This window comes from Enterococcus sp. M190262 (genome assembly GCF_005843965.1).
GTDB classification, from domain to species: Bacteria; Bacillota; Bacilli; order Lactobacillales; family Enterococcaceae; genus Enterococcus_D; species Enterococcus_D gallinarum.
This window is the reverse complement of sequence record NZ_CP040461.1, coordinates 1864607-1887428: the sequence shown is the minus strand read 5'-3', so window position 1 is coordinate 1887428 and position 22822 is coordinate 1864607. Positions and strand designations below refer to the sequence as shown.

Annotated in this window: 29 protein-coding genes; 4 read left to right on the top strand and 25 right to left on the bottom strand. The window is 39.8% G+C overall.

Annotation, left to right across the window (positions count from 1 at the left end):
* Positions 1-10: 10 nt before the first annotated feature.
* The 21 genes from FE005_RS08880 to rpsP form a co-directional block, all read right to left on the bottom strand.
* Positions 11-1075, bottom strand: a complete 1065-nt coding sequence (locus FE005_RS08880; protein WP_103300904.1) for a nucleoid-associated protein — start codon at positions 1073-1075, stop codon at positions 11-13.
* A gap of 100 nt (positions 1076-1175) precedes the next feature.
* Positions 1176-1679 carry an antirestriction protein ArdA gene (locus FE005_RS08875; protein WP_103300905.1) on the bottom strand — a complete coding sequence of 168 codons (504 nt, stop codon included), beginning with the start codon at positions 1677-1679 and terminating at the stop codon, positions 1176-1178.
* A gap of 12 nt (positions 1680-1691) precedes the next feature.
* Positions 1692-1913: a hypothetical protein gene (locus FE005_RS08870; protein WP_002298822.1), complete on the bottom strand. Its 222-nt coding sequence runs from the start codon at positions 1911-1913 to the stop codon at positions 1692-1694.
* 4 nt (positions 1914-1917) lie between these two features.
* Positions 1918-2055 carry a DUF3789 domain-containing protein gene (locus FE005_RS08865; RefSeq protein ID WP_103300906.1) on the bottom strand — a complete coding sequence of 46 codons (138 nt, stop codon included), beginning with the start codon at positions 2053-2055 and terminating at the stop codon, positions 1918-1920.
* Positions 2052-3236, bottom strand: coding sequence for a MobT family relaxase (mobT, locus tag FE005_RS08860; protein WP_103300907.1), 1185 nt, complete (start codon positions 3234-3236; stop codon positions 2052-2054). Before mobT ends, FE005_RS08865 begins: the two co-directional genes overlap by 4 nt.
* A 256-nt stretch (positions 3237-3492) precedes the next feature.
* A complete protein-coding gene (locus tag FE005_RS08855) occupies positions 3493-3747 on the bottom strand; it encodes a hypothetical protein (protein WP_103300908.1) in 255 nt (84 codons plus the stop codon).
* 25 nt (positions 3748-3772) lie between these two features.
* Entirely contained in the window at positions 3773-4915 is a 1143-nt protein-coding gene (locus FE005_RS08850; RefSeq protein ID WP_138371660.1) for a DNA cytosine methyltransferase, read from the bottom strand.
* A gap of 45 nt (positions 4916-4960) precedes the next feature.
* Positions 4961-6328, bottom strand: coding sequence for an FtsK/SpoIIIE domain-containing protein (locus tag FE005_RS08845; RefSeq protein WP_103300909.1), 1368 nt, complete (start codon positions 6326-6328; stop codon positions 4961-4963).
* Between the two features lie 68 nt (positions 6329-6396).
* Positions 6397-6741, bottom strand: coding sequence for a damage-inducible protein J (locus FE005_RS08840; RefSeq protein ID WP_167757165.1), 345 nt, complete (start codon positions 6739-6741; stop codon positions 6397-6399).
* Between the two features lie 9 nt (positions 6742-6750).
* Positions 6751-7125, bottom strand: a complete 375-nt coding sequence (locus FE005_RS08835; protein WP_029487158.1) for a YdcP family protein — start codon at positions 7123-7125, stop codon at positions 6751-6753.
* 12 nt (positions 7126-7137) lie between these two features.
* Positions 7138-7452, bottom strand: coding sequence for a YdcP family protein (locus FE005_RS08830; RefSeq protein ID WP_103300911.1), 315 nt, complete (start codon positions 7450-7452; stop codon positions 7138-7140).
* A 112-nt stretch (positions 7453-7564) separates the two neighbouring features.
* Positions 7565-10792, bottom strand: a complete 3228-nt coding sequence (fss3, locus tag FE005_RS08825; RefSeq protein WP_138371659.1) for a fibrinogen-binding MSCRAMM adhesin Fss3 — start codon at positions 10790-10792, stop codon at positions 7565-7567.
* Positions 10793-10872: 80 nt separating this feature from the next.
* Positions 10873-11535 (bottom strand): hypothetical protein, encoded by a 663-nt coding sequence (locus FE005_RS08820; protein WP_103300913.1) that lies wholly within the window; start codon positions 11533-11535, stop codon positions 10873-10875.
* A 369-nt stretch (positions 11536-11904) separates the two neighbouring features.
* Positions 11905-12252, bottom strand: coding sequence for a 50S ribosomal protein L19 (gene rplS / locus FE005_RS08815; protein ID WP_002357176.1), 348 nt, complete (start codon positions 12250-12252; stop codon positions 11905-11907).
* A gap of 257 nt (positions 12253-12509) precedes the next feature.
* Entirely contained in the window at positions 12510-13265 is a 756-nt protein-coding gene (gene trmD / locus FE005_RS08810; RefSeq protein WP_138372202.1) for a tRNA (guanosine(37)-N1)-methyltransferase TrmD, read from the bottom strand.
* The gene (gene rimM, locus FE005_RS08805; RefSeq protein WP_003127690.1) at positions 13255-13779 is read right to left on the bottom strand and encodes a ribosome maturation factor RimM; all 525 of its coding nucleotides are present in this window, start codon (positions 13777-13779) and stop codon (positions 13255-13257) included. Before rimM ends, trmD begins: the two co-directional genes overlap by 11 nt.
* 48 nt (positions 13780-13827) lie before the next feature.
* Positions 13828-14304 (bottom strand): N-acetyltransferase, encoded by a 477-nt coding sequence (locus tag FE005_RS08800; RefSeq protein WP_081131251.1) that lies wholly within the window; start codon positions 14302-14304, stop codon positions 13828-13830.
* Positions 14305-14334: 30 nt separating this feature from the next.
* Positions 14335-15135: a hypothetical protein gene (locus FE005_RS08795; RefSeq protein WP_138371658.1), complete on the bottom strand. Its 801-nt coding sequence runs from the start codon at positions 15133-15135 to the stop codon at positions 14335-14337.
* Positions 15136-15209: 74 nt separating this feature from the next.
* Entirely contained in the window at positions 15210-15473 is a 264-nt protein-coding gene (locus FE005_RS08790) for a hypothetical protein (protein WP_081131250.1), read from the bottom strand.
* Positions 15474-15583: 110 nt separating this feature from the next.
* Positions 15584-15829, bottom strand: coding sequence for a KH domain-containing protein (locus tag FE005_RS08785; protein WP_003127686.1), 246 nt, complete (start codon positions 15827-15829; stop codon positions 15584-15586).
* 11 nt (positions 15830-15840) lie between these two features.
* On the bottom strand, positions 15841-16116 hold the full coding sequence (gene rpsP / locus FE005_RS08780; protein ID WP_003127685.1) for a 30S ribosomal protein S16: 276 nt from the start codon (positions 16114-16116) through the stop codon (positions 15841-15843).
* 278 nt (positions 16117-16394) lie between these two features.
* On the opposite strand from rpsP, the gene FE005_RS08770 reads away from it, so the two are divergent.
* Positions 16395-16946, top strand: a complete 552-nt coding sequence (locus FE005_RS08770) for an NADPH-dependent FMN reductase (RefSeq protein ID WP_138371656.1) — start codon at positions 16395-16397, stop codon at positions 16944-16946.
* Positions 16947-17119: 173 nt separating this feature from the next.
* Here FE005_RS08770 and FE005_RS08765 read toward each other — a convergent pair whose 3' ends face one another.
* Both FE005_RS08765 and FE005_RS08760 read right to left on the bottom strand, forming a co-directional pair.
* A complete protein-coding gene (locus tag FE005_RS08765) occupies positions 17120-17635 on the bottom strand; it encodes a dihydrofolate reductase family protein (protein ID WP_138371655.1) in 516 nt (171 codons plus the stop codon).
* A 34-nt stretch (positions 17636-17669) separates the two neighbouring features.
* The gene (locus FE005_RS08760) at positions 17670-18227 is read right to left on the bottom strand and encodes a DNA-3-methyladenine glycosylase I (protein WP_005471934.1); all 558 of its coding nucleotides are present in this window, start codon (positions 18225-18227) and stop codon (positions 17670-17672) included.
* A gap of 96 nt (positions 18228-18323) precedes the next feature.
* Between FE005_RS08760 and FE005_RS08755 the strand changes: the two genes are divergently transcribed.
* From FE005_RS08755 to FE005_RS08745, 3 genes are read left to right on the top strand one after another with little or no spacing between them, the layout of a single operon-like run.
* On the top strand, positions 18324-18710 hold the full coding sequence (locus FE005_RS08755) for a GntR family transcriptional regulator (RefSeq protein WP_003127681.1): 387 nt from the start codon (positions 18324-18326) through the stop codon (positions 18708-18710).
* Positions 18707-19588, top strand: coding sequence for an ATP-binding cassette domain-containing protein (locus FE005_RS08750; RefSeq protein ID WP_005471930.1), 882 nt, complete (start codon positions 18707-18709; stop codon positions 19586-19588). The genes FE005_RS08755 and FE005_RS08750 overlap by 4 nt, the downstream gene beginning before the upstream one ends.
* A gap of 12 nt (positions 19589-19600) precedes the next feature.
* The gene (locus FE005_RS08745; RefSeq protein ID WP_138371654.1) at positions 19601-20758 is read left to right on the top strand and encodes an ABC-2 transporter permease; all 1158 of its coding nucleotides are present in this window, start codon (positions 19601-19603) and stop codon (positions 20756-20758) included.
* Positions 20759-20834: 76 nt separating this feature from the next.
* On the opposite strand, the gene FE005_RS08740 is transcribed toward FE005_RS08745, so the two are convergent.
* Complete coding sequence (locus FE005_RS08740) at positions 20835-21038, bottom strand: CsbD family protein (RefSeq protein WP_138371653.1); 204 nt, start codon at positions 21036-21038, stop codon at positions 20835-20837.
* 355 nt (positions 21039-21393) lie between these two features.
* A complete protein-coding gene (ffh, locus tag FE005_RS08735) occupies positions 21394-22812 on the bottom strand; it encodes a signal recognition particle protein (protein ID WP_003127677.1) in 1419 nt (472 codons plus the stop codon).
* Positions 22813-22822: the final 10 nt, after the last annotated feature.

Below are 22822 nucleotides of genomic sequence, written 5' to 3'. Positions count from 1 at the left end.
TCCCAGTATACTATTTTATTTGTTTTGGATTCGCTTCTGGATAAATGGTTAGTCTCAGCGTACCATCCTCGTCAAGTTCTATATTATAGACATCTTCATCAGCATCTTTATTAATGGTAATTTCTATACTTTTATCTATTGTACGGAAAACTCGGCTATTAATCTTCTCTACGACAGGCATAAAACCTGTTACATCACCAGGATTTTTACGCATAAGTTCCTGCTGAATGCTGTTCATATACATTGCTAAATCAGCATCTATCTGATTTGGAGGTAGCAAATCACGAATCAACGGTGGGAAATCATCCTCTAATGTAAAGTATCGTGGTTCAGTAAGCCTTCTTTGGAAATTCTGACTAAATGCCATATACATACCTGGAGGCAATACTTCCTGAATAACATTAGCAACTGTTTTTTGATATGCCGCTGTTAATACTTCATCATCAGGAATTATCTTTGCGTTCAAAAAGCTATCTAAAAAATATTTAGCTGGTTCATCAGTAGATTTTTGTCTATCTAGAGCATATAAATGTATTTCTCCTTCAGTATATAAGTCAAGACATTTTATGAATGCTGCCTTATGCAATCTCTCTCGTTTTGAAGGTAGCATATCTTTCCTCACTTGAATAGTAAGACTATTTTCTTGTTCAATAACTTCTACTCCCGTATCAGGATCCATTTTCATAATACCAATGTAATTATCCCCATCAACAGAATAGAACAATACAAATAGAGATCCCTCACTTCGAGAAGCAGTACCTCTCATTAATCTGGCAAATTTTATAGCCATCTGCTTTGATTCTTCTATAAAGGACTGTTCTAATTCATCAGAATTATCAATATTAGTAATTATTGTTTCAACATTTCTTTTTACAGTATTTGAATTTAAATCCCAAAATTGACATTTTTTTACATATCCTTGACTTCTTGATTGTTCTATATGTGTAACAAAAAAATTTAACGCTTCATCGGTATCCTCTAAAGAATTCAAGTCAATACAATGATCACTTAAAACAGGTAAAGGATTTCCAACATTTAATTTATGAACAATCATCTTAGAAATAACAATAGCCACGGCAAACCCCTCAATCTAATCCAGTTTATAATATTATTTAACCAGATTGAACGATTAATAACAAGCGACATTTGTTAATCCATTTATTGAAAGAATAATACTACGTTAAATATTCAAAGACCCCACGACTAGTAACCAAATAATTCCCGCCAATCTCCAAATCTCGTCCATACGCTTTATAATCAATATAATTTTGCAGGTGAATCGGCACTTCACTCAAATCTCCAATTTCGTCAATCAAATAATACGCCACATCACTCATATCATTACAATCTGGATAATAAATAATATCATCCACATGCTCCACCATTTCTTCAAAAGAATTGAAGAAGGCATGTTGAATCTCTGAAGCAACCTCACCAATTGGTGTTCCTTCTAATTTCTCTGCTAAACCACACAAACGATTAATTTCCTCAATTGGTGTATACTCATCAATTTCAAAGGGCAACTCATAATCATGGATCGCATACTCTTCATATTCATCATTTAATCCAATCCGTTCTTTCACTTCATCAAAATCCACTGGTGGAGTAAACCATGCCCCCACCAACTCACCTTCATTGTATTTACCAAGGTTCGCAATATATACACGCATCTGTTCCATCGTGATTCCCCCTTAAGCACCAACAATTCGGTTAAACAAATTGAGTAAAACATCTTTCACACCAGAAGCGTTGAAGACCAGCCCGACCGCAATCAAGGCAATCACCAAAAAGCCAATCAATTTTGAAAACTCCCGCTTAAATCCTAAAAATAAACCAATGACCACAATTGCCAGTAAGACTAAGGATTGGGCATTGGTTAAAAACCATTGATATAAATTTTGTCCGAAATTCATCTTTTCACTTTCCTTTCTTTTCCATTGCTCGGTCTGCTGACGCACTTGCATGCATCAAGCACATCACAGTAATACCAAGCATACTGCAACCAATTACCAATAAAACATCTTTTGCAATTTCCATAACAATTCCTCTCTTCATATAATCAAGTTTTCGATTGCCAAACTTTGTTGCTCCAAAATCTTTTTATGCCGACCTGATAAGCGCGCATTCTGTACCATATCTTGTATATAAGTTGTCTGATTCAACCGATCCAATTCCTTGGCCATCTTCCACGTAGGAGCGACTTGACATCCAAGCCAATTCAACGTTCGTTCAATGGTATACGGTTTCGGTTCGGAAGTAAGTTGAATCTCTTTGCGATTCTGTCCAATAAAGCGACCCCATTGTTCATTCAAGGGCCAGTTGGTTCGCCTTTTTCCTTCCACCTTATCCGCAAATCGCAAATAACGATTGATAATGGAAAATGTGGTACTTTCAATACTACGACCTTTTAACAAATCTTGAATCGCATAATAAGCACGATCATTTTTCAACCGAATTTCAAAACGATTTTTCGTTTCAGTTTGGTCTAATGGAATCCCTAGCTTGATATATTGTTCATAATCTTTTTCGTACAAACAAAAATAGATCTCACTTTTGAGGCTTCCGATGTATAAGGTATTGCCCATACTGTCCTTTTCATCAGCTTTCAATAACTCTCCGGAACGATAACTTTTAAAGGTACGAAACAAGGAGATACATTCTTCCTTCTGACATTTTTTCGTTAAATCAGGAATATTCAATAGCCCCACTCGATCATTGATTGCCAAATCCAAGCGTTTCATCACGCCACTAGCTTTTAGACAATCTTCGAAAAAGTCGTACCAGCTACGTTTTTGAGCGAGTAAAAAAGTTTCAAACTGCCGACAGCCACGACCCTTTAATTCCAGAAGGACACCTTTATCTTCTTCATGAGATAACATCACCACAATATCTCCCATGACGTATTGTTCTTGATAGGAGTAAAAGGCGTAATCTTCATGAAGCATATACTCAAATTTCAAATGGAGAATTTCTTGAATAATTTTCCGCACATCCGTTGTGGGAAAGCGAATCCTTACATAGTCAAACAGTAACGTTAAAGGTAAATCGGGATTGAAACTTTCCAGTTGATCAAAAATTTTTCTCATGGTCTTTGTAGAGGCGGTTACGCCACCATTTTCTATCTGATTTAGATATGGGCGGCTAAGTCCGCAAGCAGTAGCTAATTTATTTTGCGAAACGCCATATTCGTTGCGTCGGTCTTTTAATAGCCGATAATCTAAATTCCGTTGTGCCAAGTTCTCACCTCCAAATTCAAAGTGTTAACTTTTTCAAATGAGTTAACAACTATGCAAATCACTTAATATCCTTGCTACAACAAGCATTCTTAGTGGCTACTTGCTTATTTTTTGTGTTTTTGTACCCCCCTGTTAGATACGGGGGGGTGAGACATCATGGCCGACTGGCGCCGTCCATGAACAGGCACAGCACCACGGAGGATTTCTGCTTCGCAAATCCCCCGCGGTCAGCACCTATCAGTGGTTTATTTGGTTGTTACTCTGAGGTAATACCCTCTATTTCCAATTCTGCTTTTATCTCAAACAAGTATTGGCGGATATCCGGTTCTTTGGCAAGGTCTGCAATCCGTTCGAATTCACTGATAACCTGATTCAACTCAATTCGAGCATCGGTTTCTTCGTCCATTACATATGAATCACCAGGGACCTTCACCCCATTTTTTCGAATATCAAAATTGAGTCGGTACAGTTCTTTTTCCAATTCCGGATCTGACTGAATCTTGCCAATCACCTAGTAGATTTCCCCAATCAACTCATCATAAATCATGTGCTTTTACCTCCTTTAATCTTCTGGCAATATCAAAAATGACCGGAACAGTTACAGAGTTTCCGGCCTGCTTATACAACTGACTATCTGAATTGACTTGAGAAGCTCGGTCAAAAGCCCAATCGGGAAAGCCCTGAAGACGCCAGCACTCTCTAGGTGTCAGCTTTCGAATCTGGTACTGATCCGTGACGACCGCTTGTTGGTCTCCTGTTAGTAAGGTATGCACACTTTGTTTTCCCAGACGACCTCGACGACTTGTGGAATTAGGAAAAGCCAGGTTCACACTGTCCCCTGGCTCCACCTCTTGATATTCTGTTCCATTTTTCCGAATCATGATCTTCGTTCCCCCTTGTTTCGTTGACAAAGTGGGAGCTGTACCGGTTACTTCGTAAACTCGATTGCTTTGTTCAAAATTTCCCGGTAACATACCCGCTATGGAAATCCCATCATTTGTGGGTAAGGCAATTTTAATTCCTTCATCTCCCGTTAAAGTTGGCGCCACGCCATCTGAACCATAGACTTGTCCCCCCATGCCTCGATTGGAGGGATTGATATTTACCAAGTTTCGGATGTTTTGATCAGATGTTGAAGACGATCCAATGATAGGAAATACTTGTTCGGTACATGCGTCTCGAGAATGTCCGATAAGGAAGACCCGCTCGCGGCTTTGGGGAACGTAGGCCTTTGAGTTAAGCACCTGCCATTCCACATCATACCCCAATCCATCCAGCGTTCGGAGGATCGTCTCGAACGTAGCCCCTCCTTCGTGATTGAGCAATCCCCGGACGTTCTCAAGGAATAAAAACTTAGGTTGGAGAAGAGTGGCGAACCGAGCGATTTCAAAGAATAAAGTACCTCGAGTATCGGAAAATCCTTGCCGCTTTCCCGCAATTGAGAAAGCTTGGCACGGAAATCCGCCGCAAAGGATGTCCACTGGTCCGAGGGATTGAACAAACTCATCTGATACACTTGTGATGTCATGCATTTCCACCTCCTTCCTTGTATCATGAATTGCCTTATAACTCCACCGGGCAAATTCATCAATTTCACAAAAGCCGATACACTGGTGACCGGCTTGTTCCATGCCTAAGCGAAAGCCACCGATCCCGGCGAATAAATCTAAAAATGTCATAAATCTCCTCAATGAAAAAAGCCTAGGATTATTGATATTCCCAGGCTACATGCTATTACTTTCTCTTTCCGTACGAACATTTAATCCAGCAACGTTACTAATTTCCCTTAAAAAATCATACCCTTTTGGCACAAGTGGCGTATAAAACTCACTAATCACACTCCCTCCAGTATCCACATAGCCTCGACCTTTGATGCGTTTCATAAAGAAATTTTTATCAACTTCTCCAAACATCATGGAATACCCGAGTTCACTCATGCGACCCAAAGCTACTCGAAAGTTAAATTGATCGCGAATCCCGTCTCCTAAATATTTTGCATCGGGTCTTTGACAAGCCAGAATTAGAAAGAAACCAGACTGACGACCCAACATTACGATTTGTTTGAGCTTATTTAAAATCACCGCACTTTCTTTCGTCGTTAACATTTCCATATAAGCCACGTATTCATCAAAGATTAAAAAGTTTGGTGGAAGTCCAAGAAACGCATAATTCTCTCCAGTTTTGTAGTTGGACATTTCTTTCATTGCCTTGCTACGAGCCACCATGCGTTCGTAAAAATCTTCCACACATGCAGAAATTTCTTCTTTTTGGGAGTATACGTGAGGCATCACCGTACCTAAATCGGCTAGGTCGGCATTTTTGGGATCGAGGATAAACAATTCTGCATCTGACTTCAATAGTGCTTGAATAATGGTGAGTAAGAAATAGGTCTTCCCACCACCTGTCCCACCTGCGATTAACATATGAGGCAAGGAATCATACACCCATACTTGATTTTTCATCAATCGCAACGCCCCATTTTCTGCCACTACTTCTTCTATCCCAATTCGATTGGCAATCATATCGTATAACAAGGTGTATTCCACATAAGAGTCTTTGAGTTCCTTTTCTACTAACTCACAATACAGCCCACTTTCTAGCTTCTTTTCCAACTTCAATAGCTGATCTTGATATTTTCCCAGTGAAATTTGAACACGAATTGAAAGTAATTCATCCGTCATTCGATAATAGATTTTGGGGAAGTAACTGATAGTGTCTTTGGTTCGACTACTATTTAAATCTTTGAAAAAACCTTCACTTTGAGTTTGTTTCACTTCATACCAATGGTTTTCTAGAATCATCCGAGCTAGTTTTTGTCTATGCCACAAGCTTCGCCAATGATCAGGAAAAAAGTGAATATAAAGCAACAGCATAACTCCTGAAAAAGCAAGACTTCCAAGTAAGCAGATTAACTCCTTCATAGACCAAACAGTTTCAATAGTAGAAAGTGATACCCTAGAAATATCAAATTTTCTAAGCTCTTGAAAATAAAAGACACCCATCCAACCGATGAACAAAGCGATTAGCCAGCCAAGAATAAAGTGATAAACCAAGTGCTGATCTCTTGCGCGTATGCGATGTCCTTTGTACATTTTGATGGTTTACACCTCCAATCAAAAAAAGCCCAATAGGATTTCATTGGCAATTTCAAATAGTTATGCTAGTCATTTACTGCGATCAGGAGTTGTTTCGTTTCAACCAATTGATTTAAAAAGCCTTCAATGGCATCCGGCATCCCCACACCGATTTCTTCCAAGACATATTCTGCCTGTCGACATAAGTTTGCATTTACTTCGACAACCACTAAGAAGGACTCTTCTTCTCCTAACCAGTCTAGTACATCAAATTCTTCTTCACTGTCGCTATTTTCTCCAAGTAAACCTTGATGCATAATCAGAAACATTTTTTCATCATAGGATAATGCTTTAACGAGTTGTTCCTCAGTTAGCTCACTTTTTCCATATTGATCGAAACAATCTAAAATATGTTCAACATTAATTTCCATACGTTTCACCTATTTCTTTCCTTCATTTTGGTTCGTAGGATTTCCTTGATTTGGCTGTCGTTTCAAGACTAAATCGTCTGCCTTAATAAACCAATTAACAGTAGTTCCTTCTCGAAAAACATAATTGGCGACTGTATCCACAATTGGATTGACCAACTCTACCTCTGCATCATAAGCAAACTCGCGTAAGGGTACATTTGCTGGAATACTAACTTGGATCATTCGACCTTGTGCAGAGGATTTCAAATTATAGGTTCGTTCTTTTACCTCGTTACTAATCGTTCCATCCTCATTTTGCTTCCGTACTTCTCGGCGTAATGCGGAAAATCGCAACTTGCCAAAGGTTAATCCTGAATCTACAACAATACCTTCTGTTAATCTCATCTTCTTTTCCTCCTATGCTTTCACTAAATCATCTACATGCAACACGTAATCAGTAAACCCACGATTCTCAATCTCATAGCCTTTGGCAACCAAATGGGGATTCACGGCTTTTAGCGGTTGGTCTTGATCAAAGTCCTTTTCACCGGCTTCCGCAGCTACTACCACCTCAATATCATCAGCCCGTTGCTTACTGGAATACAAATGATAACTGCGACCAATCACCGTAGCATTCCGTCCATATCCTTCTGTTAAAATTTCTCCTTCACCTGCATAACTCAACTTTCCAAAGGTTTCAGTCATATCTGGCACGACAAATTTCAATTCCATCTTCTTTTCCTCTTTTCATTGTTAGTTTTGGATACAAAAATAGCGCGACCACTTTGTTAGGAGGCGGTCGCGCACGTTGGTTCTTAGGATTTACTTGTATCATCTCATCACCTTATTTACGGCGATTCCAGAAATAATAGCCCGCCGTCGCAAAAATCAAAGTAAAATCAATGAACAGTAAAACATTGGAATTTTTCTCCCCAGTTTGAGGGAATGTTTTCACTATGGGACTAGATTCTTGATAGCCACTTGGAACAGTTGGTGTTTCCGGTTGTTTCGGCGTACGTGGTGTGGTTGGAACTTTTTTGGGAGTTAAGGTTTGATTTTTTTCTTTTAGATCCTCATTGTGTTTACCATTGATATTCTCATCTTTATCATAATTGATTTCTGCAAAAGTAAACTTGGTTCCTTCTGGATACTTTCCGGTATCTACTTTTTCCGCAAGCATAGTTTTGGTAAATTCTTTATCATTTACTTCATAATCAATCTTGCCTGATTTCCAAATTTCTTTGTTTGTACCATCCGGTAGTAGTGCATACAGAATTGTTTCGAAAGCTTCTTTTGATCCATCCAATACATCATGAGTAATAGATACATCATCAAACATATCAACCACATCACCATGAGTAAAGGTCTGAGAACCATCTTCTAGGTGGGCTTTTGTTTGGATGGAAACATGACGTTCCACCGTACAATTAACAGTTTGGGCTTGATTATTCAAGCTAGCATCCTTCGATACTGGCTCATCGCCTGCTTCAAAAGCTTCCTTATTTTCATACACATAGTTGAACAAGACGATGGTTTTATCCAAAACTTGTTCGGCGGTTAATTTATGCCGAATTATCCATGTTCCTGTTTTCTCTTTATTCGCCAAAGTGGCGGTTGTTTCGGCAATCACGACTGGTTTGGCTTTTTCATCTTTTTCTTGGGCAGCTTTTGTGGCTTCCACATCAATGGCTTGCGCTACCACATACCAGTCTTCTTTGATTTCATGTAGATTGTAACTCAATTTATCAACTAACTCGGTAGAATCAAGGGTAGTTAATTCTTTGTCTCCGTCTTTCCAAGTCGCAAGAGAAGTTAAACTATCTTCTTCCACAGGCAAATCATAAAGCATCAAACGGTTCAAACTAACAGAAAATACTTTGTTCGTCAGTTTCTCGTAAGGAACGGTCACCGTTTTAATTGGTTGTTTTTGGCCTTGTTCGGTAATAGTAAAGACATACTCACTCTTCACAAAGTCTTCTTTGTTTTCCTTAAAAGTAGAACGGATTTCTAATGGCGTAATCTTTTGAAATCCTTCTGGCGCTTCTACTTCTTCAAGTAAATAATCTCCATAAGGAAGATTTTCAAACTTCCCATAGCCATCAAACCCTAATTGCTCGTTATAAGCAGTGGTCGCTTCATCTTCAGCACCTGTGATTTCATTGGTTCCTTCTAATGGTGACACTTTAAAGGTCAGATCATTGAAGCCAGTTTCGGCAGTACCCGCAGCTGATCCAGCAAATTTAAAGAAATCAAAACCAAAGCGAATCACTTGTTCCTTTGCCGTAACATCTCGGGTAATCACCGCATTTTTTTCATTATCATCCACCTTTTTTATAGATACAGGATACTTCGCTTCATCCAAGGTATATCCTTCAGGCGCTTTGGTTTCTTGCCAGTAATACTCGTTGATAGATAAATGTTTAACGGCAACTTGGTTCTTTTCGTCTAAAGTCAAAGTGACGGTTTCATCAGAAGCTTTCGTTCCCTTCACTAATTCTGGTTTAAAAGCCTCACTCCATTTAACAGCTTTTCCATCCTTAGCAGTAAACAAGGTGTATTCAGCACCCTCAAAGACTGCTTTACCTTGTGTTTTATCCCCAGTATCTTTGTCTTCTTTCGTCAAAGTGGTTTCGCCAGTGATTTCTTGATTTTGCCCTTTTACGTTACTGGTAACAAGGGCTACGGTTTGATTGGCATACTTCAATTCGACTTTTACAGGTTTGAACGTATTCACGAACCCATGACTAGCTTTAGTTTCGGTGACATAATAGGTTCCCAATTCCAACGCATTAGCAATCTCTTTTGGTGTTTCCGCATGACCGTTTTCATCCGTGGTCATTTCTTGAACGATTTCACCGGTTGGACTGTCTTTGCGAATGGCAAACGTATTGCCAGCTATGGAATAATTGTCATTCCAAAGATCACTCCCTGTTTCAACTCCGGTTTTATCCAGAATGATTTGACCTTTTTCCCGTGTGTTTTTTGAAGTCACGTAAATGGTTTCGCCTGCTTTAATGGTGGTAGTCATGGGGGTGGTATCAATCGTATAAGGCGCCGGTACTGATTTTTCGGTAATGGTTACTTTTGTACCATGAGGAATCTCATCCAATGTAGCAATCCCTTCTTTATCGGTAGTCACGTCTTTTGCAGGTAAAGTTTTTCCAAAATCTAAATGGAAAACCGTTCCTGGTATAATATCACCCGATTCTTTATCAACTTTTTTAATCTTCAAAGAACCTTCCGTTTTTGTATCAATTTTGACCGTGTAAGTGTTCGGCTTATCAATCGCCCCGGCCATTAAAGTCTGTTGGCCAGCCTTTTTATAGGCGACAGGTGTTCCGGTACCAGCAGATTTCTTAAGCGTCAGCACACCATTTTCTTTTGAATTGGCAGTTGGGGTGATTATCAACTGACTGCCATTCACACGATAATCAATGTTTGCGGTATTTTCCACAACCTCATCGAACTCTGACAAATTAAGATTATTCGTATCCGTCACAGTAGTCGATTGCCCTAATACTGTTTTAGCCGTACTATTATGGAAGTTTGGTTTCTTCTGATAATCGGCAATGGCTTGATTTATTTTTGCCTCAATGGCTGCGATATTTACGGCACTACCATCTGATCGTTTGATTGAGTGAAGGGTATATCCATTAACTTCTTGCCAGATCATCTTCTGTGCCACAATATGAGTATCTGCATCTGTACCGGCTTTTTTCCATAAAACAGAAACTAGTTTCGCTTTCTCAGACATATCAGGCAATGGATTTTTCTCATAGCCAGGAGTGAACTCATTGTAAATCGGGACTCCTGGTTCAATACAGAAAATATCTTGTTTCACGCCATTATACACTGCATAATGCGGAACAGTGACTTCTGACATCGGACGACCGTCACTAAACGTTCCTTCGACAACATATTGATGTGCTAAATCTAGTTCTACGGTTACCGTTTGTGGATGGGTAATTTCATCGGCGAAGGCAATCGAAGGAACAATCGTTCCGCCAATTGTTAGACCTAATAGTGCCCAAGCCGCAAATAATCGCCAATTTTTAAATCTCGGCTTTATCATAAAACAAAATCCCCTTTCGTTTTTAGGTAATAAAAAAAGACGTTCAACTTTTTAGTTTGAACGTCTAGTCTAGAGTTTTACTATTTAGTTTTCTTCTTTTTAGATAAGTTATTTCTCTGCTTATTGATTTTGATTTTTCGATAGTCAAACCCTATTTCTGTCATCAACTCTTCCCAATTTTTATTTGTTCTTTTCATTATTGTATCAACTGATGGTAACTTTGGTGATTGAACTAGTTTTCGAAATTTCGTCATTGATAAATCATCCTGTAATTTTAATCGGACTATTTCATTTCTTAGTTCAAGCATTAGTTCAAAATCAGTAAAAGAAGACTTCTCTGTATTCTTTCTAAATAGATACCTTATATCTCCAAATCTCTTTTTCAATGTACTCAATGAAGGAACGTCTTTTCCTACTGATCTTTTTTCATACATACGCTGAGAAGTTATTTTCTCAACCGTAATAAAAGACTCTACTATTTTCAATAAATCTTTTTCTGATATTTTTGCCCATTTCCCATATTCTCCATTATCACACCCAAGACTAACTAATAAGTTTTTCCATGAACCATATTTTTGATTGATAAACCACATACTTGGTGCAGAATTGGGATTTTCTAATAATTTCCTCTGATATTGACGGCTAGATTTTATTTCGTGTTTTTCGATAAATTGATTGATTAACAAAATCAGTTTTAAATCACTTAGATTCTTCCATACGATTCGTCCATCATCTTGTTTCACGATAAAAACTCCTAAAATTATTTAGATAGAATCCTATCACATCAACTTTTTAGTAGAAAAGTGCATGTTTTGGCTTTTTCGAAAAAAGTCGACCCTTTTAGTAACTCGGGTTCAGAAGTTGCTAAATTCGGTAAATGTTTTGGTATTTTTCGTATTAAATTTGTCGTCAAATTGACTACTAAATTTTGCCCTATTTTGACGACACTGATAGTCAAAATCGGACAATCTAGGGCAATTTAATGGAATATGAATGAAAAATAATCCAAAATAGCCAATTGAGGCTTAAAACTGTGATAGTGAAAAAAGAAAAAGCCCTTGATATACAAGGACTTTTCACAGATTTCAGATTTCCAAGGAAGTTTCCCGTGTTTATCTTCTGATTTCTTTGATACGAGCTGCTTTTCCGTGTAATGCACGCAAGTAGTACAATTTTGCACGACGTACTTTACCGTAACGAACAACTTCGATTTGTGCAACACGTGGTGTGTGCAATGGGAAGGTACGTTCAACACCTACACCATTTGATACTTTACGAACGGTATAAGTTTCGCTAATACCAGCTCCGCGGCGTTTGATAACAACACCTTCAAATAACTGGATACGTTCGCGCGTTCCTTCAACAACTTTCGCATGAACGCGAACAGTGTCCCCAGGACGGAAAGCTGGGATGTCAGTACGTAATTGTTCTTGAGTTAATTCTTGAATCAATGGATTCATCTTTATCATTCTCCTTATTCCCAAACATTCTTAAAGCAATTTGCTCCAGCGGAATATCGTAATAGTTGAGTTTACACTCACTGAAATATCTTACCATAACTTTCCAGCTCATGTAAAGACAAATTTCTTGTCACCAGCTTTTTTTCCCGACATTTATTTTGTCTCTATAAAAAAGACAACGGACTAGACTGGTGCTTCTAGTATCCGTTGTGGTGGTTTCATTTGATTGCAGGTGCGATTCTAGATACTGAGATTTCTTACTTTGATTCATCCTCTGCCGAAGCTTCTTCGGCGATCTCTTGTAGCATTTTTTTCATTTCTGCTGTTAGGGGATAATCCGCCAACATATCAGGTCGCCGATGATAAGTTCGTCTCAAGGATTCTTTTAAGTGCCATTCTTCGATCAGTTTGTGGTTGCCGTTCATCAAGACTGGTGGGACCGTCATCCCTTGAAATTCTGCTGGTCGCGTGTACTGCGGGTGTTCAAGCAACCCTGTGGAGTGGGAATCAGTCTGCGCAGACGTCTCGTTTCCTAGCACTTCAGGCAGCAAACGAACGGTCGCATCGATCATCACCATCGCGCCTAATTCGCCACCAGTCAAAACATAATCCCCGAGAGAAACTTCATCCGTCACTAGCGAACGAATTCGTTCATCATACCCTTCATAATGTCCGCAGATAAATACCAGATGCTCTTCTTGCGAAAAAGATTCGGCCATTTTTTGATCGAATTTCTTACCGGCAGGGTCTAACAAGATAATACGTTTTTTGGTTTGCGGGGTGGCAGTTTCGATCGCTTTTAAATTATCATAGATCGGCTGAACTTTCAGCAGCATCCCTGCCCCTCCGCCATAAGGGTAGTCATCTACTGTTTGGTGTTTGTTGTCCGAAAATTCGCGAAAGTTTGAGACATTGATTTCTAGAAGCTCTTTTTCCCGAGCTTTTCCAATGATCGATTCCCCCATTGGGCCGTCAAACATTCTTGGGAATAAGGTTAAAACATCAATCCTCATCATCCAACAACCCTTCTGGGATCTCAATATGCACTTCGCCTTTATCCAAATCAATTTGCTTTACCACTGATTCGATGTAGGGAATCAACGCATCTTTTTTGCCTTTGCGTTGGACTACCCAAACATCATTGGCACCGGGAGATAGGATTTCTTTGATTTTTCCTAGTTCTCTGGCTTGCTCATCAATGACGGTCAAGCCGATGATTTCATGATAGTAATATTCATTTTCTGTTAGTTCGCTTAATTCGTCTTTTGAAACTTTTAAGATACCGTCTCGCAAAGGTTCCACATCATTGATCGTGGGGTACCCCTCGAATGTCAATAAATCAAAATTCTTGTGTTTACGATGACCAGCGACGGTTAATTCCAGCGGTGCTTTATTTTCTCGAAACAGTGTTAATCGTTGCCCTTTACGGTAGCGTTCTTCTGGGAAATCGGTTTGCGAGATTACTCGTACTTCTCCCCGGATTCCGTGGGTATTGACAATTTTTCCTACATTTAAAAATTCAGTCACGATTGGTCCTCATTTCCTTTATAATCCTTCTCATTTTAGCATGGGCAGTTAAGGAATTCTAGTGTTTTCCCGAGGAGGAACTGCTTGGATCATCAACAAGCATGGATTTTCCGCTCCCCAAAGGGTGGGAAAAGTTTCCACTGGCAAGAATCCCATAGATCGATAAAAGTTTCGTGTACGCTGATAATATTGGTCTGGATGCGTCTCTGCCAATGTCTTAACCTGTAAAAAGGCCATACTTTCTCGTTGGCACCAACGGATGGCTTCTTGGATCAATTGGCTGCCGATTCCTTGATGGTGATCGGCTTTCAATACGCCCATAACATAGATCTCAGCAGTCGCTGGACTTGTTTTTACAAGGGTCAAAAAACCTTTGTTTTCTACTACGATCATTTCTTGATAGGCACTTTTTTCAATATAATCGGCAGTGCTTTCAGGCAGACCGAACCATTCCGGCAAATCAGCCAGAATGGTTTGTGCGATCTGTTTCTTTTCTTGAGGATCAGATAAATACGTAATTTGCATGACTTCCTCCTACACGTTAGATTGGCTCTTTTATTGATTCATTGAGACAGCCATTTTCAATGCGGATAAAGGATCTTGATGTTGCAAGGTATAAGTGATCTTACCGTCTTGCCAAGAAACGCTGTTAGCCGTGTAATCTGATTTTCCCATATCAATGGTGATTTGACCAATTCCTGGAGCGGGCAGCATAGCTTCTTCTAAATAGGCCACGATTTTTTTTGCTACTGGCACGGGATCTTGATTTTCTTGATTGACTGCTCGTACCGTCAAGTTCCAATTGCCTTCTTGCCAACTTAGATAACTGGAACCAGCTGCACCTTGCATATGACCAGTGATGTTATGTCCTAGATCGACCGCCTGTCCGCCTTCATCAAGGTTCGCATGTACAGCCTCCGCCGCTTGGTCTTCATTTTCGTAAGCAGCATTTTTGTAGCTAGCGATTGGTGTCTCATTGTTCAATGATGGATCATTCAATTCTCGTTGATCATTTAACTGATAATAGAGGATAGAGAGTTGATCTGTCCCTTCGTCGGTTGCAGCATTCAAGGTCTTTTGCTCCGTCAGCGCCACCTCTGATGGCAAGCGATCCTGCGGAAAAGCAGCTGACAACTGATCCAGTGTTCCTGCTTGGGTAACTGTCTTACTTGAAGTTTGCGCGGCACTGCTGGAGGCTGCCTCACTACTACTGCTACTGCTTTCAGAAGAAATGGTTGTACTAGTATGAGTGCTTGAATGGGTTGACTCAGACTTATCCGTATTATTTTTCGTGTCGCATCCTGCTAATGCCCCAATGGCCAATACTGTCACTAGGAGACCTATTTCTTTTTTCATGATGATTTCCCCCTTTTTATAGAGCATACCTTTTCCAAAATAAAAAGACAAACAACTTTGCTTGTCTCCTGTTCCTAGCTAATCCTATTCGAAATCCAGCTTTGCAAGGCTTGCCAGCCGTCTTTTACCCATTGAATTCCTTGGTCCAAATAAGTTGGTAGTTGGTCCCAGCGGAAATCTCGTGTCCATTGACTAACTTGTGTAAAGATGACATCCCGATAGATCCATAGTAAAAATAGCAAAAACAATACGCCTAATGTGCGCCAGATAAATGACCCCACTTTATAAATAAAGATCAAAACAAAAATAAATAGGATCCATGCAATCACTTGTGACATACTCCCGCCTCCTTTTTTTTATTATCTCAAAAATCAGCCGATCTGTCATAGGTCTTGAGCATGAACTAACAGGATAGAAAAAAGCATCACTCAATGAGTGATGCGATCAATTACTTTCCATCAATGATATTTAAACGGACCTTTTTGGGGCCGTTGGTGCGAACCCCGTAAACGATCGTCCGGATTGCTTTAGCCACCCGACCTTGTTTACCAATGATTCGTCCGATATCTTCCGGAGCAACTGTAAGATTATATTCAAAGAAATCTTCTGATTCAACCACATCAAGCTGGATCTCCTCAGGTTTGGTCACTAATGGTGAAACGATCGTTAAGACTAATTCTTGCAAATCATTCATCCGTCGTCACCTTATTTCTTAGTGAATTTAGCTTCGTGGTGTTTTTTCATTACGCCTTCTTTTGAAAGAATATTGCGTACTGTATCAGAAGGTTGCGCACCTTTTGATAACCAATCAAGAATCAAATCTTCTTTGATTGTCACTTCAGCTGGGTCTTGCAAAGGATTGTAAGTACCTACTGTTTCGATGAAACGTCCGTCACGAGGAGAACGTGAATCTGCTACGACAATACGGTAAAAAGGTTTCTTTTTAGAACCCATGCGTTTTAAACGAATTTTTACTGCCATTATTTACACCTCCATTGTTTTAATCACAAGAGCTAGTTTAACAGGTTTTACTGACGGTGTAAAGAGTTTTTTCTTTACAGTCTCTTTTTTTCTGTTTCTTTCTTCTATAGGTTATCTTTTGCCAGATTTTCCTGCAACGCATATCATTAGAGAGAGACAGTCATTATAGCTGAGACATCGCTTTATGACTGGATTTTTTAGGCAAATGCTTTTTATTTGTCAGTTTTACTTACTTTTGGTAAGATAAAACATGTAAAAGATATGAGGAGGAATTCAACATGACAAAAAAAATTGGTTTTATCGTTGGTAGTTTACGCGAAGGCTCTTATAACAAGCTGGTAGCGAAGAAATTTGCAGAATTATTGCCAGAAGATTTCGAAGCTGTCTTTTTAGAAATCGGCAATCTCCCATTTTATAATGAAGACTTGGAAGTAGAAGGCAAAGTGCCTACAGAATGGACAACATTCCGTAATGAATTGCAAAGTGTGGACGGTGTATTCTTCTTTACACCAGAGTACAATCGTTCTGTACCAGCAGCATTGAAAAATGCCTTGGATGTCGGTTCACGTCCTTATGGAGCAAGCAGCTGGAGCGGGAAACCTGCTTTAGTCGTAAGTGTTTCACCAGGTGCGATCGCTGGTTTTGGTGCGAACCATCACCTACGTCAATCATTGGTATTCTTAGATATGCCGACTTTGCAACAACCAGAAGCTTATATCGGTGGAATCATGAACTTGATCGATGAAAACAATACGATCAAAGAAGATACCGTCAACTTCTTCCAAACAATCGTTGACAACTACATCGACTTGTTTAACCGTTACAACTAAAAACCGGTCACGATTTTGTGACAGTCAGATAAGAAACGCACACTCACTGATCTATCCCATAAGGGAAACCAGTGAGTGTGCGTTTTTTTGCTGGATGGTTCAATGTAAACTCTGAGTGAATCATAAGGAAGTATCTGCAACACAGAAAAAGAGAAACTCAGAAAGCAAGCCATCTATTTCCGTTGATAGTGGATCTCTACGAGTTCACCCATTTGCGTCATATCCACGAATTGTAAACGAGCAGTATACTCTCCTGGCTCAAACAAGCGCTTGCCTGTTCCTAATAACACAGGAGCGATCTGTACATACCATTCATCAATCAGATCTGCTTCCAATAAAGGGTGCAATAACTTTCCACCGCCAACCAACCAAACCGTTTTCTCTTTTTTCAATTGTGATAAAAAAGCAACCGGGTCTTGATCCACAACTACTGCGTCCGTTAAATCGGTCTGCATCTGACGGGAAAACACATAATTTTCTTTTTCTGGATAGAGCTTCTCCGTCGCCAACATTTTTTTGGCTTCTTCGTACGTCTTACGGCCCATCGCTGTTGCATCAATCGTTTCAAAAAATTTCTCATACGTAGTACTTGTCCCCGTATCGGTCTCCAACAACCAGTCCAATTGATCCTTTGCTCCAGCTAAATAGCCATCTAAACTGATAGCGCCATAAAAAACCAGTTTTCCCATATATGACTCCTCCTCGATTTTTCTCGTCTTCTTTCTAACGTTCCTCGTAACAGATACAGCTTGTCAGGTGATCGTTAACCATTCCTACAGCTTCCATGAATGCATAGATTGTCGTCGTTCCTACAAACTTAAAGCCACGGGCTTTCAAATCTTTCGCCAAGCGATCAGAAATTGGTGAATGGGTGGGTACTTCTGATTGTGTTTGAAAATGATTGATGACGGGTCGATGGTCGACATAACGCCATAAAAAATCAGAAAAACTGCCGATTTCTTGCTGAATCGCTAATACGAGTTGTGCATTATGAACTGCCGCTTCTATTTTTCTGCGATTACGAATAATACCGGGATCATCCATCAGTGCTAGAATTTTTTCCTCCGAATAATTGGCTACTGTCTCAATATCAAAGTGATCATATGCTTGATCAAAATTTGACATCTTGTTCAAAATCGTTTGCCAACTCAGCCCTGCTTGATTCATATCTAAAACCAACTTACGAAACAACTGCTGATCATCATACTCCGGTTTCCCCCAGACATGATCATGGTACTCTTGCATTGCGGGACTACTTGTTGCCCAACCACAACGAGTCATAGTCACTCCTCCTTTTTGTCTTATTTTAGCAAAAGTTCTTTACTTTTGATAGTGTACTACGTATACTAGTACACATAAATGAAAGGGGCTGAGTACATGGTCATGATCAACAAGACAAGCAGCAAACCTTATTACGAGCAGCTGATATTGAGCATCAAAGAAGACATCTTGCATGGTGTTTTGAGACCGGGTGATCAAATTCCTTCGGTTCGTGAGATGGCCAAACGCTTGTTGATGAATCCAAATACCGTCAGCAAGGCCTACAAAATATTAGAAAATGAGCAGGTCTTGATCACCATCAAAGGCAAAGGAACGTTTGTCAAAGCACTGGATAGTGTTCCACGCGACGAGCGGCGCATCCAACAATTAAAAGAACGATTGAAAGAATTAGTGATCGAGGCAGGACATTTGCAGATCAGCATCCAAGAAATCACTGCTTGGGTCACTGTTTTTGAAGAAGAACTGGGAGGGATCAATAAATGAACCTAGAAGGCGTTACAAAGAAAATTGAAGGGACTACTATTCTAGAAGATGTTACATTTTCATTGCGCAAAAATGAAATCGTTGGCTTGATTGGGCGCAACGGCTCTGGAAAAACCACGCTTTTCCGTACACTCTCAGGACAGTACGCTTTAGACGGCGGCGAAATCATGATTGATGGTCAATCATTGGCTCAGAAGCCACAACTAAAGGAAAACTTATTTTATATCGATGAAAAAGAGAACTTTTTAGCGGCGTATTCATTGAAAAAAATCAATGCCTTTTATCGTCTCGCTTATTCCCACTTTAATCAAAACCTTTATCTTGAGCTGATGCAGAGTAATGGATTGCCGCTTGGCCATTCGTATCGCCGAATGTCTAAAGGCATGCAAGGATTGTATAAAATGATCTTAGCCATTGCTTCAAATGCCGATTACTTGCTATTGGACGAACCTTTTGACGGTTTAGATATTATTGTACGCAAAAAGGTCATTGGCCTTTTGTTAGAAAACTTGAGTGAATCTAATCGCACAGCCATCATCGCTTCTCATAATCTAAATGAGCTTGAGAACATTATCGACCGAGCCCTTTTAATCAAAGGAAGAACAATCGCTAAAGATTATCGGTTAGAAACGATGCGGGAAAATGCCCGTAAAATTCAATTCGTCTTTCGTGGGAAACAGGTACCGCCAATGATCAAACAGCATTCGAAATTGATCAATCGTCAAGGGCGGGTGATTGTTGCTTTGTTCGAAGAATACGACGCGGCATTAGAAGAACAGATCCGGCAACTAGAGCCGTTGCTCTTTGAAGAACTCCCATTGACCTTGGAAGATTTATTTGAAGCCAATTTGAGTCAAGAATCCTTGTTGAAAGGTTAGAGGTGAAAGAAAATGTTAAAACAAATTTATTGCCAGCGATATGGCAAACTGTTGCTTGGCTTTTGTCTGGTCTTGGTTTTGATTTATGCAGGAATGGGCTGGGATACCCAACGTTCTTGGCACAATCAAAAGAACTATTTTGATTCAGAAGAATTCAAGAAAGATTTCCAAGAGCATCCTGATTACTATATTAAGGACTATAACGGAGAAAAACCAGTCTATTACTCATCGATCGATGAATACAAGGATGAAAACTTGCTCATTTATAATAGGCCGGTACCAGAAAGTAATGGACAGGATACGTATATTGCTAATTTCAATACCTCAGGCGCTTATTTTATTCTTCCATTATTGTTTGTTTTTGGTTTTCTTAGTTTTTTCATTGATCAAAAGACAAATTTCAATCGTTTTTTATTCTCATTGCCGTTTAAAAAACGACAGATTTTCCGTCAAAAAGCGGTTTTCTTATTTGCACCGGTCAGTTTCGCTTTAATCATTGGTATTTTGAGCAATATTTGCATTCGCTACTTGATGATTCCCTCCGAATATTTCCAAATTCCGCTATCAGATCTATTCGCATCTGGTGTTGGTACGTTTGTAGGAAATTTGGCAGTGACAGCCATCGGATCCTTATTAGGGGTGCTTTTGGGCAATCTCTTTTTCGGTCCATTAACGATCGTTTTGATTTTTTTCTTGATGAGCGGTTTTTACAGTTTTTACTATAATCTGCAAGAATTTCTGAGCTTTTTCTTCTATGGAAAAGGGGGGCACTTAGTATTGAACAATCTTTGGAATGACTGGCCCAATGGCTTACCAGTCAATTGGCGGGCAGTCTTCGCCACACTACTCCTATCCTTGTTGTTGATTGCTGCTGCTCAAGAAGTGTTTGCCCGCATCTCCTTAGAAAATGACGGCGACTATCTGACGGTTCCCGCCTTTCGATTGCCCGTCTTTTTAGTGATGGCCATTGGTACTTGGTTCTACTTGATCAATATGAATTGGTTGCTGGTCCAACTCTATTATGACGACTTCTCTCAAACGAGAACTATCGTTTCGATTTGTATTTACTTAGTGGTCTGTCTTGTAGTCAGCTTCCTATTGGTTTATCCGAAAGCAATCAAAAAATGGTGGCATGCTCGTCGCTTTATGAATAACCGGACTGTCAGCTAGCACTTCTTTGACAGTCTTCCTTTTTAAAAGAAAAAAACAACCGTTAACGAAATCGTTAACGGTTGTTTCAGTTAAATTAGCGGTTAGGCTTATCTTTATCGTCATGTTTATCAAAGAAATGATTCACTTTGCGAGAAACGTCATCTGAAAAGTCTTCTACTTTATCTTTCACTTTACCGTATTCGTTTTGGGTTTTCCCTTTTAATTCTTCGGAGTCATCGCCCGTAACTTTCCCTTTTGTTTCAGTAATTTTACCTTCAACTCGATCTTTGTTTGTCATCGTCACTTGCTCCTTTCAATTACTATAAATAAATAGTAGCATCTATCCGTCTAAAGCACGAATATTTTGCCTTGCAACGCGTTCAAGTACTTAATGAATCTACTTGGATCAGCTAGTTAAACCATCTATCCTTGCTCAGCCGATACATGTTCAAAGGTCGCTATATTACATTTCAGCTATCAATCCAACTGATAGGTATTCCCTTTCCAAACAAGCAACTGACGAACAGAAGACCGCAAACGAAAAAAGCAACCGTTGTCGACCAAACCATCTTCTAGTATCAGAAATGATCCTAGAATCTTTTCGATACTTTTCATGGTGATCAGCATAACGGCTGCTTGCTTATTTCAGTTAATTATTTACGTTTTTTCTTTTTCTTCTTTTGTTTTTTGACCATTCGGTTCATCGCCATTTTACCTAATTTTCCTTTAACACCGCCGCCAAACATTTGATCCATACCCGGGATATTCATATTCCCTTTGGTCATTTGTTGCATCATTTTTCGGGATTCTTTGAATTGTTTGATCATCCGATTGACTTCGACCACGCTATTTCCAGACCCCGCTGCGATCCGACGACGACGACTTGGATTCAGCAAATCAGGATTCTCCCGTTCTGCAGGCGTCATTGAATAGACCATCGCTTTTTGACGCGCGATTTGTTTCGGATCGACTTTGACGTTTTCGATACCTGGCATTTGACTCATTCCTGGAATCATCTTCAAAAGATCTTCGATAGGTCCCATGCCCATCACTTGGTCGATCTGCTCAACAAAGTCATTGAAGTCGAAGGAATTTTCTTTCATTTTTTGCGCTAATTCTTCTGCTTTTTTCTCGTCGTAATCTTGTTGGGCTTTTTCGATCAGCGTCAACATGTCTCCCATACCTAAAATACGGCTGGACATCCGATCAGGGTGAAAGACTTCTAAGTCTGTCAGTTTTTCCCCAGTACCGGTAAATTTGATTGGCGCACCAGTCACTTGTCGAATGGAAAGCGCAGCACCCCCACGAGTATCCCCATCTAGTTTCGTAATAACGACCCCAGTAATACCTAATTGTTGATTGAAGCTGTCGGCGACATTCACGGCATCTTGTCCAGTCATCGCATCAACGACTAAGAGGATTTCATTCGGCTGTGCTAACTCTTTGATCTGCTTCAATTCATCCATCAATGTTTCATCGATGTGTAAACGACCGGCAGTATCGATTAGGACATAATCATTTTTCTTTTCTCTTGCCAATGCCATCCCTTGACGAACGATCTCAACAGGACTGACATCGGTTCCCATATCAAAAACTGGTACATCTAATTGTTGGCCTAAAACTTTCAGCTGATCGATCGCTGCTGGACGGTACACGTCTCCTGCGATCATCAAAGGCCGCGCATTTTCTGTCTTGATCAAATGGTTGGCTAATTTCCCAGCAAATGTCGTTTTACCGGCCCCTTGCAGACCAGCCATCATAATAACAGTCGGGATTTTTGGTGATTTCTCAATACCAACTGTTTCAGAACCTAATGTTTTGGTCAGTTCCTCATCAACGATCTTGACGATTTGTTGCGCGGGAGATAAGCTGTCTAAGACTTCTGCTCCAACTGCACGTTCACGAACATTTTTGGTAAATTCCTTGACTACTTGTAAATTAACGTCGGCTTCTAATAAAGCCAAACGAATCTCCCGCATCATTTCTTTTACATCTGCTTCAGAAACTTTCCCTTTCTTACGCAGTTTGCTCATCGCCTGCTGTAGGCGTTCTGTTAAACTTTCAAATGCCATCTTTTTTCAT